General features: G+C 71.1%; 15 protein-coding genes. 3 read left to right on the forward strand and 12 right to left on the reverse strand.

The features are described from left to right. Positions 1 to 7: 7 nt before the first annotated feature. Positions 8 to 325, reverse strand: coding sequence for an ArsR/SmtB family transcription factor (locus tag ACZ6CV_RS09260; protein WP_469250231.1), 318 nt, complete (start codon positions 323 to 325; stop codon positions 8 to 10). Positions 326 to 436: 111 nt separating this feature from the next. Here ACZ6CV_RS09260 and ACZ6CV_RS09265 point away from each other — a divergent pair, with 111 nt between their 5' ends. Next, positions 437 to 1,423: a quinone oxidoreductase family protein gene (locus tag ACZ6CV_RS09265; protein WP_469250232.1), complete on the forward strand. Its 987-nt coding sequence runs from the start codon at positions 437 to 439 to the stop codon at positions 1,421 to 1,423. Between the two features lie 21 nt (positions 1,424 to 1,444). Here ACZ6CV_RS09265 and ACZ6CV_RS09270 read toward each other — a convergent pair whose 3' ends face one another. From ACZ6CV_RS09270 to hemL, 10 genes are all read right to left on the reverse strand, one after another. Beyond that, entirely contained in the window at positions 1,445 to 1,975 is a 531-nt protein-coding gene (locus ACZ6CV_RS09270; RefSeq protein WP_469250233.1) for an SRPBCC domain-containing protein, read from the reverse strand. Between the two features lie 61 nt (positions 1,976 to 2,036). After that, positions 2,037 to 2,969: a CU044_5270 family protein gene (locus tag ACZ6CV_RS09275; RefSeq protein WP_469250234.1), complete on the reverse strand. Its 933-nt coding sequence runs from the start codon at positions 2,967 to 2,969 to the stop codon at positions 2,037 to 2,039. Beyond that, entirely contained in the window at positions 2,966 to 3,616 is a 651-nt protein-coding gene (locus tag ACZ6CV_RS09280) for an RNA polymerase sigma factor (protein ID WP_469250235.1), read from the reverse strand. The genes ACZ6CV_RS09275 and ACZ6CV_RS09280 overlap by 4 nt, the downstream gene beginning before the upstream one ends. Before the next feature lie 87 nt (positions 3,617 to 3,703). Then, positions 3,704 to 4,801: a c-type cytochrome biogenesis protein CcsB gene (ccsB, locus tag ACZ6CV_RS09285; protein WP_469250236.1), complete on the reverse strand. Its 1,098-nt coding sequence runs from the start codon at positions 4,799 to 4,801 to the stop codon at positions 3,704 to 3,706. Continuing rightward, the gene (gene resB / locus ACZ6CV_RS09290; protein ID WP_469250237.1) at positions 4,798 to 6,540 is read right to left on the reverse strand and encodes a cytochrome c biogenesis protein ResB; all 1,743 of its coding nucleotides are present in this window, start codon (positions 6,538 to 6,540) and stop codon (positions 4,798 to 4,800) included. The genes ccsB and resB overlap by 4 nt, the downstream gene beginning before the upstream one ends. 3 nt (positions 6,541 to 6,543) lie before the next feature. Then, positions 6,544 to 7,308 (reverse strand): cytochrome c biogenesis CcdA family protein, encoded by a 765-nt coding sequence (locus tag ACZ6CV_RS09295; RefSeq protein WP_469250238.1) that lies wholly within the window; start codon positions 7,306 to 7,308, stop codon positions 6,544 to 6,546. Next, positions 7,308 to 7,943, reverse strand: coding sequence for a TlpA family protein disulfide reductase (locus ACZ6CV_RS09300; protein WP_469250239.1), 636 nt, complete (start codon positions 7,941 to 7,943; stop codon positions 7,308 to 7,310). The genes ACZ6CV_RS09295 and ACZ6CV_RS09300 overlap by 1 nt, the downstream gene beginning before the upstream one ends. Before the next feature lie 62 nt (positions 7,944 to 8,005). Next, positions 8,006 to 9,229 (reverse strand): polysaccharide deacetylase family protein, encoded by a 1,224-nt coding sequence (locus tag ACZ6CV_RS09305; protein WP_469250240.1) that lies wholly within the window; start codon positions 9,227 to 9,229, stop codon positions 8,006 to 8,008. Between the two features lie 183 nt (positions 9,230 to 9,412). After that, a complete protein-coding gene (locus ACZ6CV_RS09310; RefSeq protein ID WP_469250241.1) occupies positions 9,413 to 10,105 on the reverse strand; it encodes a histidine phosphatase family protein in 693 nt (230 codons plus the stop codon). After that, positions 10,102 to 11,427 (reverse strand): glutamate-1-semialdehyde 2,1-aminomutase, encoded by a 1,326-nt coding sequence (gene hemL, locus ACZ6CV_RS09315; protein ID WP_362363057.1) that lies wholly within the window; start codon positions 11,425 to 11,427, stop codon positions 10,102 to 10,104. Before hemL ends, ACZ6CV_RS09310 begins: the two co-directional genes overlap by 4 nt. 317 nt (positions 11,428 to 11,744) lie before the next feature. Here hemL and ACZ6CV_RS09320 point away from each other — a divergent pair, with 317 nt between their 5' ends. Then, positions 11,745 to 12,203, forward strand: coding sequence for a hypothetical protein (locus ACZ6CV_RS09320; protein WP_355820168.1), 459 nt, complete (start codon positions 11,745 to 11,747; stop codon positions 12,201 to 12,203). A 19-nt stretch (positions 12,204 to 12,222) separates the two neighbouring features. On the opposite strand, the gene ACZ6CV_RS09325 is transcribed toward ACZ6CV_RS09320, so the two are convergent. After that, positions 12,223 to 12,858: a TIGR03086 family metal-binding protein gene (locus tag ACZ6CV_RS09325; RefSeq protein ID WP_469250242.1), complete on the reverse strand. Its 636-nt coding sequence runs from the start codon at positions 12,856 to 12,858 to the stop codon at positions 12,223 to 12,225. Between the two features lie 144 nt (positions 12,859 to 13,002). On the opposite strand from ACZ6CV_RS09325, the gene ACZ6CV_RS09330 reads away from it, so the two are divergent. After that, on the forward strand, positions 13,003 to 13,851 hold the full coding sequence (locus ACZ6CV_RS09330) for a DUF6597 domain-containing transcriptional factor (protein ID WP_469250243.1): 849 nt from the start codon (positions 13,003 to 13,005) through the stop codon (positions 13,849 to 13,851). Positions 13,852 to 13,869 lie beyond the last annotated feature (18 nt).

The raw sequence follows: 13,869 nt of genomic DNA on the forward strand, positions 1-13,869 counted from the left end.
TGCTCCCTCAGTCGCCCCTCAGTACCAGCGCGAGGAGCCCCGGGAAGCGCTCGTCGAACTCCGCGCGGCGCAGGCGGTTGACGCGCCTGGCGCCCTCGTCGCGCTGCTCGACCAGGCCCGCCGCGCGCAGGGTCGCGAAGTGGTGGCTCAGGGCGGCCTTGCCGACGGTGACGTCGAAGCTGCCGCAGGCCCGCGTCCAGTCGCCGGAGGAGGCCAACTCCCGTACCAGATAAAGCCGTACGGGGTCGGCGAGCGCGGCCAGCGCGCCCTGCACGGAGACGTCGTCGGGGTGCGTGTGCACCGGCGCCGCGCGGTGGCTCACCATGACCGCCCTCCTCTTCTTCCGCTCTCACCCTTGCCGAGTGTTCGATGAAAACCATACACTCCCGAGTGTTCGCTTTCCGTTGAACACTTTTCCGGCGAGGGGTACTCCGTCATGCGTACCATCCACTTCCGGCAGACCGGCGGCCCCGAGGTCCTGGAGTCGGCCGACGCCGAGGCTCCCGAGCCCGGCCCCGGCCAGGTCACCGTCGACGTCGCCTACACCGGCGTGAACTTCGCCGACCTCAAGGCACGCTCCGACGGCTACCGTGTGCCCGCCCTGCCCTTCGTGCCCGGCCTGGAGGTCTCCGGCCGGATCCGCGCGGTCGGCGCGGGCGTCACCACGCTCCGCCCCGGCCAGCAGGTCGCGGCGCTCACCGAGGGCGGCGCCTACGCCGAGGTCGTCCTCGCCGACGCGGCCACCGTCTTCGCCCTCCCCGACGGCGTCGACCCGCGCACCGCCGCCACCCTGCCGACCGTGGTGCCGACCGCGCACGCGCTGCTGCACGAGGTGGGCCGCCTGCGGGCGGGCGAGAGCGTGCTCGTGCACGGCGCCGCGGGCGGCGTCGGCACCGTCGCCGGGCAGCTGGCGAAGGCGGCGGGCGCCACGGTGTACGGGGTCGTCTCGGGCGCCGCCAAGGCGGAGTACGCGCTGCGGCACGGCTACGACGAGGTGTTCGTGGACGACGGCCGCGGCCCAGGCTTCGCCGATGAGGCGCGCCGGGCCACCGGGGGCCGCGGCGTCGACCTGGCACTGGATCCGGTCGGCGGCGACACGTTCCGGAGCTCGCTGGAGGCGCTCGCCGCCTTCGGCCGCCTCGTCTCCTACGGCAACGCGGGCGGGGCCGGGCCGTGGGCGGTGGGCCAGTCCGACCTGTTCCCCGGCGCGCACACGGTCTCGGCGTTCTCCATCCTGACGCTGGCCCAAAACGACCCGGGGGCGCTGCGGGCGGTCGCCGAGCGGGCGTTCCGGCTGGTGGCGGACGGCACGGTCACCCTGCCGGTGACCGCCGAGTTCCCCCTGGAGGAGGCGGCCGAGGCGCACCGGCTGATGGGCGGCAGGACCACCACCGGCAAGCTGCTGCTGCGGGTCGGCGGCTGACGGCCGCGTACGGGCCGCCGGTCAGGCGCTGGCGGCCTCGTACGCCTCCCGGAGCCGGCGCCACCGGTCCTGGCGCCACGTCGACCAGTCCATGGGCCGCCCGTCGAGCGCGTCCACCAGGAAGCCGAAGTGGTCGTGCCACCCGGCGAGACAGTCGAGCCGCAGCCCGTCGTCGCCCTCGAACTCGTTGCTGAAGCGCAGCGTGGTCGCGTCCCCGTCGCCGGTCCCCACCGCGGCGCCCTCGGCCGGTTCGAGGTGGAACCGGCACCGGCCGTGCAGGTCGACGGTGTACTCGGCGATCACCTCCGGGTCCCAGGCGGTGACCTGCCCGGAGTGGACGGCGTCCGGTTCACCGTTGAGCCAGCGCAGGGTGACGGCGCCGCCGAGCCGGGGCTCGAACACATCGGCGGCGGCCAGCCACCCCGGCAGTCCCTCCGGGGTGGCCACCGCCGCCCAGACCTTGTCCACAGGGTGGGGAAGGTGCAGCTCGTAGTGCAGGTGCTGGGTGGTGCCCTCGGTGTGGCTGGTGCCTTGCCCGATCATCGCGGTCATGGCACCAGCGTGGCCCGACCGGAGCGCTTCCGCATCCCTGACACCCGGTGGCGCCGCACCGTTACGAGCGCTGTCCCGCCTTGTCGACGACGACCCGCTTCAGCACGGCGCTGTGACCGGTCACGGTGCCCTTCTTGAAACCCGTCGGCAGGTCCTCGGTCGCCACCTGCCGCCGTCCGAGGAACTGCTTGGTCTCCTTCTCGAAGATCAGCTCCTCGCGTTCGCCGTCGTTCTCACGGGTGATGGCCACCCCGTGCCGCCCCGCCGCGTCCACCGCGTCCGGTCGCACCTCGACGCCGGGGATCTTCGAGGCGGCGAGGTAGAGCGCCGCGGCCTGCTTCGGCGGCATCAGGCCCCCGCAGAGGTCGCCGACCTGGACGAACGCGTTCTGGTCCGTGCTCTCCTCTCCCGAGGCCACCCGGTAGAGCCAGTCCCGCATGTTCACCGGATCGGTCGGCAGCTTCTCCAGGCTGCGGTAGTGGGGGTCGCCTTCGGACAGGGGCAGCTCCGGCGGCACGCGCTGGTTGTCCAAGTGGTCGACCCGGTCGTCGACCAGACCGGTGTGCCGGCCGTCCACCGAGTCCCAGGCCTCCCTGACGTGCAGGGGCTGGAGCCGCGACGTCTCGTCGCTGCCCGTCTCCATGTACCGCTCCTTGGTCTTGACGTACACGAACTGGTCGTCCCTGATCCCCCGGGGCGCCGGCTGCGCCTTCGCCGCCGCGGCGATCTGCCGCAGCACCCGCACCGTCTCCTTCGACGGCGGCTCCGCCTGTGCCGCCCGGTCGCCGAACGGCGAGGCGACCAGGACGCCCGCCGCGACGGTGGCGGCGACCGCTCCCGCGAGGAGCGCGGGACGGAACCAGATCGTGGACCTCTTCTTCGGCGCCGGGGCCTTCTCCGTGCTCTTCTCGCTCTGCCGGATCTCGGTCAACAGGTGCTCCCTGAGCAGACGGTGGCGGCCCGGCGGAAGGTCGCGCCCGGGAAATGCGTTCATCGGTTTCCCTCCCTGATGGGCCTGACCGCGGTGGTGCGGTCACCTCTTCCCTGTCCGCGCTCCCGGCCGGGTTCCACCGCTTTTGCGAGTTTCGTCCGCGCCCGGGAGAGCCGGGAGCGCACCGTGCCGACCGGGATGCCGAGCGCCGCGGCGGCCGACGCGTAGTCGAGCCCCGACCAGACGCAGAGCGCCAGCACCTCCCGCTCGGCCCGGCGCAGCGTGGCCATGGCCGCCCGTACGAGGGCGATCTGCTCGGTGTCGTCGATGCGCTCGGCGACTTCGTCGGCGAAGTCGGCCACGGACTCGCCGCGCGGCAGCCGCGCCACCGCCGCCGCGTGCCGCCGGGACGCCCTGCGGGTGTTGCGGGTGACGTTCGTCGCGACGCCGAGCAGCCAGGGCCGCAGCGACCCGCCGTCCGCGTCGATCCGCTCGCGCAGCCGCCAGGCGTCCAGGAACGTCAGCGAGACGACGTCCTCGGCCTGCGCCCAGTCGCCGGTGAGCCGGTAGGCGTGGTTGTACACGGAGCGGGCGTACGCGTCGAAGAGCTCGCCGAAGGCGTCGGCGTCGCCGTCCCTGATGCGGACCCGCAGGGCGCGTCGGCGCTCCCGCTCCTCATGGTCTCGGTGTTCCCCCTGATGCGTCTCCACATCTCCTGTCTGTCCGTACGACGAAGGCCGGTTCCCCCGACATGGTCAGGAGGAACCGGCCTCGTGCGGCGGCGGTGATACGGCGGGTCAGACCCCGGCGTACGAGTGCTTGCCGGTGACGAAGATGTTCACGCCGTAGTAGTTGAACAGCCAGCAGGCGAAGGCGATCAGGGCCAGGTAGGCGGCCTTGCGGCCCTTCCAGCCGGCCGTGGCGCGGGCGTGCAGGTAGCCGGCGTAGGCGACCCAGGTGATGAAGGACCAGACCTCCTTGGGGTCCCAGCCCCAGTAGCGGCCCCACGCGTCGCCCGCCCAGATCGCGCCCGCGATGATCGTGAACGTCCACAGCGGGAAGATCGCGGCGTTCAGGCGGTACGAGAACTTGTCGAGGGAGGCCGCCGAGGGCAGCCGCTCCAGGACGGAGGTGGCGAACGTGCCGGGCCGCCCGCCGTTCTGGAGCTTGTTCTCGTAGCTGTCCCGGAAGAGGTAGAGCAGCGTACCCACCCCGCCGACGTAGAAGACGGCGCCGCAGAAGATCGCGGTGGAGACGTGGATCCACAGCCAGTACGAGTGCAGCGCGGGCACCAGCTGGTCGCTGGAGGTGTACAGCACGGTGACGGCGAGACCGAGGTCGAGCAGGACCGTCGTGACCAGCGGGAGGCCGAGCCAGGCGATGTTCTTCTTCAGCGCGAGCAGCACCAGGTACACCGCGACGGCCACGGTGGAGAAGGTGATGCTGAACTCGTACATGTTGCCCCACGGCGCCCGCTGCACCGACAGGGCGCGGGTGAGCACACCGCCGAACTCCAGCAGGAACGCGAGGACGGTGAGGGAGACCGCGATACGCCCGTACAGGTCGCCCTTCTCGTCACCGGCGGAGGCGCCGGGCCCGTCCGGCACGTCGCGGGTGCCCGCGACGGACCGGGTGACGACCTTGGGGCGCTCCAGGGTGGCGGTGCCGCCGCCCTGGGCCTGGACGGTGACGGCGGGCGCGGCGGCCGCGGCGGTCTTGCTCGGGGTGAGCGCGGCGGCGGTGCGGGCGACCTTGCTGCGGCTGCCGAAGAGCCACTCCGCCATGTGCGCGAAGAACGCGAGCAGGTAGACGGCCATCGCGGAGTAGATCAGCACATTGCTGATGTGCGCGAGATTCTCGTTGGGCTCGGCGGCCAGGGTGGCGGCGAGATTCACTTCTCAGCCCCTTCGGCAGGTGCGGCATCGAGGTCGGAGGCGGGGAGGGCTTCCTCGTCCGGGTCTTGCGGGGACGCCGAGGGCGCCTTCTCGTGGAGTTCGGCGGCGAGCTGGGAGAGCTCCTCGGGGACCTTGGCGGACTCGCTGCGGCCGAGGCCCGCCATCTCGACGACGGTGACGCCGTCGGCGCCCTTGACCGCCCGCACCCAGACGCGGCGGCGCTGGATGAACAGCGATCCGGCGAGGCCGAGGACGGCGGCGATCGCGCCGCCCAGCGCCCAGCCGGTGCCGGGCTGCTGGGAGATCTGGAAGGTCGCCCACTCCTTGAGGTTCTTGTCGAACGTGATCGACCCGGCGCCGTTCGGCAGCTTCATGGTCTCGCCGGGGCGCAGCCGCTGCTTGAACAGCTGCCCGTCGGCGCCCTTGAACTGCTTCATCTTGCGGGTGTCCAGCTGGTACACGTTCTGCGGCACGCCGGCGTCGACGCCGAGGCTGCCGTGGTACGCGGAGAGCGCGAGCACCGGGTACTCGGCGGCGGGGAACTGGGAGAACATCTGCCCCTTGCCCACGCCCGCGAAGGTCGGCACGAAGAAGGCGTTGAAGCCGAGCTGGTCCGGCCTGCCGTTCTTGTCGCGGTAGCCGTCCATGACCTTGATGGCGCCGGTCGCGGTGCCGTTCTGGTCGATGGGCAGGACCGGCACGGAGGCCTTGTAGACGACCTTGCCCTTGGCGTCGCGGACGGTGACGGCGGGGGCGAAGCCGTGGCCGATGAGGTAGACCTTCGAGCCGTCGACCTCCAGCGGCTTGTTGACCTCGATCGACTTCTTCTTCTCGGCGCCGTCCGGGCCCTCGGAGTAGGTGACGTCGGCCCGGTAGGTGCGGGGCGTGCCGCGGTTGGGGCCCGACTTCTGGTACGTGCCGACGAAGTTGTCGAGCTTGAAGCTGAACGGCGCCAGCTCGTCGGTGTCGAAGAGGCTGCCGGACTTGAAGTCGTCGTACTGGATGAGCGTGTTGGAGAAGCCGTCGCCCTCCATGACCAGCTTGCCGCCCTCGGACTTGAGGAGCTGTCCGGCGGCGAAGGCGATCAGCATCACGATCAGCGCGACGTGGAACATCAGGTTCCCGGCCTCGCGCAGATAGCCCTTCTCCGCGGCGACGGAGCTGCCCGCGCCCGACCCCGCGGCGTGCGCGCGGAAGCGGCGCTTCTTGAGCATGGCGAGCGCGGTCTCGTGCACCTGCTCGGGCTCGGCGTCGGTGCGCCAGGTGGTGTACGCGGGCAGCCGGGTCAGCTTCTTGGGGGCGCCCGGCGGGCGGCCGCGCAGCTGGCCGACGAACTGCCAGGTGCGGGGCACGATGCAGCCGATGAGGGAGACGAACAGGAGGATGTAGATCGCGGAGAACCACACCGAGCTGTAGACGTCGAAGAGCTGCAGCTTGTCGTAGACCGGCCCGAGCGTGGTGTGCCGGTCCATGAAGTCCTGGACCTTGAGCTCGTCGACGTTGTTCTGCGGGATCAGCGAGCCCGGGATGGCGCCGAGGGAGAGCAGCAGGAGCAGGATCAGCGCGACCCGCATGGAGGTCAGCTGCCGCCAGAACCAGCGGAACCAGCCGATGACACCCAGCGAGGGGAGGCTGGGGCCGTCCTCCTTGGGGGCGGTGGACAGCTGCGCGCCGGCCGCGCCCAGGTCGTTCTCCTCACGGGCCACCGAGGTGCCGCCGGGAGCTTCGGTCTTGCTCATGGATCAGATCCCCACCGTGTAGCCGCTCGACCAGACCTGCATTTGCTGCACGATGCTGTCCCACACGCCGGTGACGAGGAGCAGCCCGGTCGCGATCATCATGATGCCGCCGATGCGCATCACCCAGACGTAGTGCCGCTTCACCCAGCCGAATGCGCCGAGCGCCTTGCGGAAGGCGACCGCGGCGAGAATGAAGGGGACGCCGAGTCCCAGACAGTACGCGACGCTCAGCAGCGCACCGCGCCCCGCGCTGGCCTGGTCGAGGGAGAGCACGCTGACGGCGGCGAGCGTCGGGCCGACGCAGGGCGCCCAGCCGACGGCGAACAGGGCGCCCAGTATCGGGGCGCCCGCGAGGCCGACCGCGGGCTTCTTGTGGAAGCGGAACTCCCGCTGGGAGACCTTGGGCATGAGCCCCATGAAGAAGAACCCGAGCACGATCATCACGCCGCCGAGCACCCGCGTGACGATGCTCTGGTTCTCCTGCAGGGTCCGGCCGAACTCCCCGAACAGCGCCCCGTAGGAGACGAAGACGACGGTGAAGCCGAGGACGAAGAGCCCCGAACCGGCGACCATCCGGCCCCGCTTGGCCTCGGCCATGTCCTGGCCGCTGACCCCGGTGACGTACGACAGGTAGCCCGGCACGAGCGGCAGCACGCACGGCGAGAAGAAGGAGACGAGACCGCCGAGCAGGGCGATGGGCAGCGCCAGCAGGAGCGCGCCGCTCATGACGGTCTGGTTCGGTCCGCTGATGGCGGCGAGAGTGGACATCACTTCTCCGCGAGCACAGGGTCGATCATCTTCCGCAGCTTCTCTTCGTTCAGCGGCTGCTGCGAGCGCGCCGCGATCTTCCCGTCCCGGTCGACGACGAGCGTGGAGGGAATGAAGTTGGGGTTGAGCGAGCCCCGGGGGAAGCGCAGCATCAGCTTGCCCATCGGGTCGTGCAGGCTCGGATAGGGGATCTCGTGCTGCTTCTCGAACTGGATCGCCGGACCCCGCTCGGGGTCGCGCGTGTTGATCCCGACGAACTCGACGCCCTTGGCCTTGGTCTCCTTGGCGACCTTCGCGAAGTTCGGCGCCTCGGCCCGGCACGGGGCGCACCAGGAGCCCCAGACGTTGAGGACCACGATCTTGCCCTTGTAGTCCTTGCCGATGTCGAGGTGCTTTCCGTCGAGCGTCTCTCCGTCGAGGTCCGGGCTCGCCTTGCGGTTGCCCTTCGCGACGGTCGCGATGCCGTCGGAACCGGCGACGAAGTTGGTGTTTCCGGAACCGCCCGAGGTGCCGCCGGAACTGCAGGCGGACAGTGCCAGCGCGGCGACCGCGAGTCCTGCGGTGAGCAGGGCAGTGCGGCCGCGGCGTCGACTGCTGCTATCGATGCGGTGTGGGGCGCGGCAGGCAACACTCATGTGAAAAGTTTCGCATGTCCGATTCCGCGATCTTCCGCGCCCCCTCCGCAGCGGAGAACGCCCTAGCGAAGGCTCTTCCAGCCCCCGGCCGGCTGCTGGCCGACCTCCAGGCCCTGGAGCTTCTGCAGCACCTTGGGGTCCTGTACGTCGAGCCAGTCGACGAACTGCCGGAAGGAGACGAGACGTACGTCCTTCTTGCCGGCGATGTGCTTCAGGGCCTCCTCGACGGCATCCATGTAGATGCCGCCGTTCCACTCCTCGAAGTGGTTGCCGATGAAGAACGGCGCGCGGTTGGACTCGTAGGCGCGCTTGAAGCCGGCTATGTAGGCCTCGGTGGCCTGCTTGCGCCAGCCCGGGTAGTTGGCCGGCGGCGCCTTCGTGGAGTTCTGCGACTGGTTGGCGAGGATGTTGTAGTCCATCGACAGGACCTCGAAGCTGTGCCCGGGGAAGGGCATGGCCTGCAGCGGCAGGTCCCAGACGCCCATCTTCTTCTGCGGCCACTTCTGGCGGCCGCCGGGCGAGGACGCGTCGTAGCGCCAGCCGAGCTTCTTCGCCGTCGGCAGCAGGTTGTCCTGCCCGAGCAGACAGGGCGTGCGGCCGCCGACGAGTTCCTTGTCGTAGTCGAAGGGCAGCGACGGCAGATCGGTCCAGCCGGTGTTGGTGCGCCACTTCTTCACAAAGGACTTGGCCTGGTCGATCTCGTCCTGCCATTGCGCGGACGTCCAGTTGGCCACGGAACCCGAGCCGGCGCAGAAGTGCCCGTTGAAGTGCGTGCCGATTTCATGGCCTTCGAGCCATGCCTGACGCACGTACTTCAGCGTGTCCTTGATGTGACCGTCGGTGAGATAACCGATGTCGGAGGCGCCGACGGCGTTGTTCGGCGGACGGTACAGACGCTTCTTGGATTCCGGCAGCAGATAAAGGCCGGAGAGGAAGAACGTCATGTGTGCGTCGTGTTCCTCGGCGAGCTTCAAAAAGCGCGGGAACAGACCGTTGCCGACCTCGCCCGCACCGTCCCAGGAGAAGATCACGAACTGCGGGGGCGTCTCGCCCGGCTGCAGCGGAACGGGCTTGCCCGGCTGGTGGGGCTGGGTTCCGGTGTACGCGGTCGAACCGTCGCCGATCGGCTTCGACGGGCGCTTCTGGGCGCCGCCCTTGCCGTCCCCGGCCTTGCCGGCGGGCCCGGACGAATCGCCGTCGCCGCCCGAGCCGCACGCCGCGAGCCCGAAAGCGGCGGCCGTGCCGGCTCCGAGTCCGAGCATTCCCCTGCGGCTGATGTCGCGCATTCCATCCCCATTCGTCGCGCCCCTGGGTCCGTTCCTGCTCTATGTGCCGAGCAAGAGGGACAACCGGTTAGAGGGCGCGACGAACAACGGGGTTCCTGCGCATCGGAATTATTTGCGCGATTCCCGGAAAAGGGACATACAGTTGCCGCGTGATTACACGCGGTGGATCACCGGCGGGCTTTATCAGGCGCCGAATGCCTTGCTCTTGCCCGGCACCGGCTTGGCGCCGGCGAGGAGATGGGCGGGCACCAGATCCCGGGCGGGCTCGCTGTACCCCACCGAGACGATCTTGTCGCCGCGGTAGGTGAACGACGTCAGCGACGCCAGCGTGCACTGCCGCTTGCGCGGGTCGTGCCACAGCCGCCGCTTCTCCACGAAGCTGCGCACGATCCAGATCGGCAGCTGGTGGCTGACGCACACCGCCTCGTGCCCGCGGGCCGCGTCCTTGGCCGCGTCCAGGGCGCCCATCATCCGTACGACCTGCTCCACGTACGGCTCGCCCCAGGACGGCTTGAAGGGGTTGACGAGGTGCTTCCAGTTGTCCGGGTTCTTCAGCGCGCCGTCGCCCACGCCGAAGGTCTTGCCCTCGAAGACGTTGGCCGCCTCGATGAGGCGCGCGTCGGTGGCGAGGTCGAGGCCGTGCGCCTTGGCGATCGGCGTGGCCGTCTCCTGGGCGCGGTCCAGCGGCGAGGCGACGACGTGCGTCACGTCGCGCCGGGCGAGGTGCTCGGCGACCCGGTCGGCCATCTGCCGGCCGAGCTCGGAGAGGTGGTAGTCGGGCAGCCGCCCGTAGAGGATCCCGTCGGGGTTGTGCACCTCGCCGTGGCGCATCAGGTGGACGACGGTCAGCTCGTCGCCCGCAGCGGTGCCGCTCATGCGGTGGCCTCCGTCGCTTCCGCGGCCGCGCGCGCGGCGGCCGGCAGGGCCGCGGCGACGCGCTCGATCGCCTGCTCGTCGTGGGCGGTGGACACGAACCAGGACTCGAAGGACGACGGCGGCAGATAGACGCCCTGCGACAGCATCGAGTGGAAGAACGCGGTGAAGCGGAAGGACTCCTGCGCCTTCGCGTCCTCGTAGTTGCGCACCTCGCGGTCGGTGAAGAAGACGGTGAACATGTTCGACGCGTTCTGCACCCGGTGGGCGACGCCCTCCTTGGCGAGCGCCTCGGTCACCAGGGCGCGCAGCCGCGCGGAGACGTCGTCGACCTTCTCGTACGCCGCGTCGTCGAGGAGGCGCAGCTGGGCGAGGCCCGCGGCCGTCGCGACCGGGTTACCGGAGAGCGTGCCCGCCTGGTAGACCGGGCCCGCCGGGGCGAGGTGCGCCATGACGTCGGCGCGGCCGCCGAAGGCCGCGGCCGGGAAGCCGCCGCCCATGACCTTGCCGAAGGTCATCAGGTCGGGCGTCACGCCGTCGACGCCGAACCAGCCGGCCTTCGACGTACGGAAGCCGGTCATCACCTCGTCGGAGATGTACAGCGCGCCGTTCTTGGCGCAGGCGGCCTTGAGGCCGGCGTTGAAGCCGGGCTGCGGCGGTACGACGCCCATGTTGCCCGGCGCCGCCTCGGTGATGACGCAGGCGATCTCACCGGGGTGCCTGTGGAACGCCTCGTGCACCGCTTCGAGGTCGTTGTACGGCACGACGATGGTGTCGCCCGCCTGGGCGCCGGTGACCCCGGGGGTGTCCGGAAGGCCGAGCGTCGCCACGCCCGAACCCGCCGACGCGAGCAGCGCGTCCACGTGGCCGTGGTAGCACCCGGCGAACTTGATGACCTTGGCGCGGCCGGTGAAGCCGCGCGCGAGACGGATGGCGGACATGGTCGCCTCGGTGCCGCTGGAGACCAGCCGGACCTGCTCCACGGGGTCGATCCGGCCGACGATCTCCTCGGCGAGGGCGACCTCGCCCTCGCCGGGCGTGCCGAAGGAGGTGCCGCGCGCGACGGCCTCCTGCACGGCGGCGATCACCTCGGGGTGGGAGTGCCCGAGGATCATCGGGCCCCACGAACACACGAGGTCGACGTACTCGCGGCCGTCGGCGTCAGTCAGGTACGGACCGGTGCCGGACACCATGAAACGGGGCGTACCACCCACAGCGCGGAACGCGCGCACGGGAGAGTTCACACCGCCGGGCGTCACGGCCGCCGCACGGTCGAAGAGAGTCTGCGAAACTGGGGCGCTATACGGGAAGCTCACACGAGCCATGGTGTCAGAGGGTCCGGACATCCTGCGGACAGGTGTTTCACTCCACGTTTTAGCGGGTGAGCGTGGGGGAGGTCACTGACACGATGATCGGGTTGCGTGGCGGGGGCCGCGAGGCCTAGAAAAGACAGGGCCGTGCCGCCCTGGCAAAGCAGTCGGGTGGAGATATGCATCGCGGTGGCGGACTGGGCGAGGGGACCGACGGCCTGGGCCCCCGGCGTGCCCGGCGGGGAAAGCACCGGCGCGAGGTGGCAGCGGAACCGGCGGCGCAGGCGCCCGACCAGGCGCTCGGCGGATCCGGCGAGTCCCGGAGGGACCGGGTGACCAGCAGGAGTGGCGGGGTCGGGGTGACGTACAAGTACTTCGGTGCCCCGGACGGCGCGACCGCCGCCCGTGTGCCGATCTCGATGCGCCCCGAGGAGCTCGGCGGCGACGAGCTCGGCATGGGCGGGATGTTCACGAAGATCAAGCCGGAGACGATGGCCGCGATGGTCCTGACCGGCATCGAGGGCATACCCCTGCACAAGGTCCCCCCGCTGGAGCTGGTCGTCCTGCACCCCGACTACGCCGTGGTGAAGCTCCCCATGACGGTCGTCGACCCACTGCGCGGCGTCGGCGAGGAGTCGGTGGGCGCCGCGGCGTTCATATGGTCCACGGTCCCGGACCGCGGCGGCCCGCGCGACGCGTTCAACGTCTACCAACTCCTCCACGAATGGCAGGACTTCAGCCACCGCCTGCACGACGCGGGGCACCAGGCGTACTGCCTGGTGTGGCCCTGAGCCGCCCGCGTAAGCCCCGCTAGCGGCTCCAGCGCGGGTCGCGTCCCGTCTCCGCGAGCAGCAGCTCGAAGTCGGATGCCCCGTCCGGTGCGGTCACCGGCTCGCCGAAGACGCCCATCTTCCGGGCGGTGGGCCCCAGTCCGTCGACGGCCGTCCGCAGCCGCGCGACCACCACGGCGTCGGTGGCGTCCTGCCGGTACTCCTGGCCGGTGGCCCGCGCCAGGTCCCAGGCGTGCACGGTCAGGTCGAGCAGCGCCATGAGGCCGACGGTCCCGGCCGGCATGTCCATCGCCCCGGTGGTGCCCTCGTCGGCGCCGGGTTCGCCCCAGGCGCGGACGAGCTTCCCCGCCTCCGCGATGAGGTCCTCCCGCCAGTCGGCGCTCTCCCCCACGTGGTCCGGGGTGGTCGAGAAGTCCGCGTTCCGTTTGGCGGCCAGCTCCTGGAACTGGACGATCACCTGGAAGAGGTGGTTGACGAGCGCGCGCACGTCGTAGTCGGCGCAGGGCGTGGGATCGCCGAGACGGTCGTCGGGCAGGGCCCGGACGACGGGGACGGCCCGGTCGACGGCCAGGGCGAGCAGTTCGCTGATGCGGGGGCTCGGGGCGCCCGCCGGGTCGGGGGCGCCGGTCGGTTCGGGGGTGTGTGAAGTGTCCATGGCTCGACCGTACGGAGACGGGGTGGCCGGCGGCTTGAAGAAACGCGACACGCGGCGGCGGGCCGCGACGGTGGGCCCTAAAGGCGCCGTGCCGACCGCCCGCGCCGAGCTGCCGGCGGGCGCGCCGGGCCCTACGATCCCCCCATGCCGGACGCAGCCGCGGACTCCCCCCGACGCGACACCCGGGGCATCGTCGACGCGGCCGGGCTCTTCGCCAAGGTCCGCTTCCGCCGCCGCACGCCCGCCGAGGCGCTGCGCCCGTACCTGGAGCACTACTGGCTGATCGACTGGGACCTGGCCGAGCCCTACGCCTCGCACGTGGTGCCGCACCCTTCGGTGAACGTCGTCTTCCAGTCGTACGGGCCCCTCGCCCCCGGCGGCCCGGACCAGCGCTTCGGCGAGGTCGCCGGCATCGGGCTCGACCTCTTCAGCACCAAGCTGGAGGGACGCGGGCGGGTGTGCGGGGTGCAGTTCCGGCCGGGCGCCTTCCGCCCGTTCGCGCCGGATCACGCGGTGTCGGCCCTGACGGGCCGCAGGCTCCCGCTGCACGAGGTCTTCCCGTACACCCCCGACGACGCGGCGGCCGCGGCGGCCGCCGTCCTCGCCCCCGACGACGAGCACGCGCGCGTGGCGGCGCTCGACGCCTTCCTGCTGGGCCTCGCGCCGGATCCCGACCCGCAGGCCGAGCTCGCCGCGGAGCTCGTCGAGCGCATCCGCGCGGACCGCTCGATCCGGCGCGTGGACGCGTTCGCGCGCGCGGAGGGCCTGTCGGTGCGGGCGCTGCAGCGGCTCTTCGCCGGGTACGTGGGCGTCGGGCCGAAGTGGATCATCCTGCGGTACCGCATCCACGAGGCCCTGGAGCGGGCCGAGTCGGAGCACGACGTGGACTGGGCGGACTTGGCGGCCACCCTCGGCTACGCCGACCAGGCCCATCTCGTACGGGACTTCACGGCGACGGTGGGCGTGCCGCCGACGGCGTACGGGGTGCGGTGAGGCCGAACGGGGGCTGTA

This window comes from Streptomyces sp. NPDC041713, assembly GCF_055591085.1.

Bases quoted from the DNA above. Each gene is read 5' to 3' on its own strand.
- ACZ6CV_RS09260 (WP_469250231.1), bottom strand. From the start codon at position 325: ATGGTGAGCCACCGCGCGGCGCCGGTGCACACGCACCCCGACGACGTC.
- ACZ6CV_RS09265 (WP_469250232.1), top strand. From the start codon at position 437: ATGCGTACCATCCACTTCCGGCAGACCGGCGGCCCCGAGGTCCTGGAG.
- ACZ6CV_RS09270 (WP_469250233.1), bottom strand. From the start codon at position 1,975: ATGACCGCGATGATCGGGCAAGGCACCAGCCACACCGAGGGCACCACC.
- ACZ6CV_RS09275 (WP_469250234.1), bottom strand. From the start codon at position 2,969: ATGAACGCATTTCCCGGGCGCGACCTTCCGCCGGGCCGCCACCGTCTG.
- resB (WP_469250237.1), bottom strand. From the start codon at position 6,540: ATGAGCAAGACCGAAGCTCCCGGCGGCACCTCGGTGGCCCGTGAGGAG.
- ACZ6CV_RS09295 (WP_469250238.1), bottom strand. From the start codon at position 7,308: ATGTCCACTCTCGCCGCCATCAGCGGACCGAACCAGACCGTCATGAGC.
- ACZ6CV_RS09300 (WP_469250239.1), bottom strand. From the start codon at position 7,943: ATGAGTGTTGCCTGCCGCGCCCCACACCGCATCGATAGCAGCAGTCGA.
- ACZ6CV_RS09305 (WP_469250240.1), bottom strand. From the start codon at position 9,229: ATGCGCGACATCAGCCGCAGGGGAATGCTCGGACTCGGAGCCGGCACG.
- ACZ6CV_RS09310 (WP_469250241.1), bottom strand. From the start codon at position 10,105: ATGAGCGGCACCGCTGCGGGCGACGAGCTGACCGTCGTCCACCTGATG.
- hemL (WP_362363057.1), bottom strand. From the start codon at position 11,427: ATGGCTCGTGTGAGCTTCCCGTATAGCGCCCCAGTTTCGCAGACTCTC.
- ACZ6CV_RS09325 (WP_469250242.1), bottom strand. From the start codon at position 12,858: ATGGACACTTCACACACCCCCGAACCGACCGGCGCCCCCGACCCGGCG.
- ACZ6CV_RS09330 (WP_469250243.1), top strand. From the start codon at position 13,003: ATGCCGGACGCAGCCGCGGACTCCCCCCGACGCGACACCCGGGGCATC.